The sequence below is a fragment of the Alteromonas sp. BZK5 genome, from assembly GCF_014349115.1.
Lineage (GTDB): Bacteria > Pseudomonadota > Gammaproteobacteria > Enterobacterales > Alteromonadaceae > Alteromonas > Alteromonas macleodii.
Window position 1 is genome coordinate 1 of sequence record NZ_JACSOE010000262.1, and the last position, 1,280, is coordinate 1,280.

2 protein-coding genes are annotated in these 1,280 nt (G+C 39.2%); both read right to left on the reverse strand.

Translation table 11 applies throughout. The features are described from left to right. The coding region (locus BIZ39_RS21820; protein ID WP_222936753.1) for a hypothetical protein at window positions 1–266 on the reverse strand (266 nt) is incomplete at its 3' end. Then, on the reverse strand, window positions 263–1,280 hold a 1,018-nt coding region (locus tag BIZ39_RS21825; RefSeq protein WP_187448118.1), incomplete at its 5' end, for an O-antigen ligase family protein. The genes BIZ39_RS21825 and BIZ39_RS21820, both read right to left, overlap by 4 nt.

Sequence of the window (1,280 nt, forward strand, 5' to 3'; positions counted from 1 at the left end):
GTTTTACGTTTTAAGAAATTCAAGAAATGCTGATACCAGGTACCTTCAAAAATCTCACCGTTATTCAACTCGTAATACCGTGAGCCATAGTGCTTAACCATGGCATCTCCACACCTTCTATCGCTGATCTCACGAATAGGATGAAGTACAAAATGGACTTCGCATTCTAGTGATTCCAACATACTGACTAACTGTCTCACTCGTTCTGAGTTACCAGACATCGCTTTATGCGATACCACTGGACTAGCAACTAATACCCTTTTCATTTTGCCTTTAATTCCTTTTCAGATGTGCTTTGCCTTTTTAGGTAATAAACATTGTAAGAAGCAGCGATAAATAATATTAGCCAACCTAAAATTTCAGCTCTAAACCTATTCATAAAGGTCATGGATACTGCAAAACACATTAAAGCACACTGTAATGCATACATCTTAAAATAGGCGTCTACGTTCCCTTCATCTATTAGAGATTTTCTTACTTTCCTAAGCGTAAAATAAGCTGAGGCCAGCAAACCTATGAATGCTAATAAACCTAAATATCCTTGCTCTGTTAACACTTCCAGCCATGTAGAATGAACTGAACGATTGCGAGAATGTCCAGTATCGACGTTGGAAGGAACATATATATGGGAAACAGCGTCGAATCCTCTAGCTCCTAAACCTAACGGATGATCTTGCGAGACGTCCAACGCAGCAGACCAAAAGGTAAGCCTTGTTTTTCCAGTTTCTTTTTGAGCAGTTTTTTCTTCTGATTTAATAGTTTTCATTCGTTCAATAAAGCCATAGTCAACTATATACGCGGCACCGCAAAGCCCCAAAATAGCTATCCATGCTACTGTTGCCTTTTGTTTTGGCCGTTGAAACGAAGAAAAGAAAAGCTTCCACATAAAGTAGCTAACACTTATAGCGACTGCTAAAAACGACGCTCTACTATTAATTAGAACTATTGCATTAGCTGTAAATGCCCCTGCTATTGCAAAGAAAGCTTTTTCTTTAATAGTACGAGATACCCAAAAGTAATATAGGTTAATCACTATTGCGGGCGCTAAGGCCGCAGCTAGTCCGTTTGCTTCTGGTGCGTCGACTGTACCAACTCCCTCAACTCGATCACCAGCATTTCTTCCTGTTTGAAACACTATAAAACTACTAAACCACGCCCCAAACAGGTAGCCCCAGATTGCTATCCGTAAGTGTTTAGCATTTGAAATAAGTAGAAACGCCAAAATCAGTATAATGAACATTTTTGTGTATGCATCTAACAATTGAGTATGATGCCAAGGT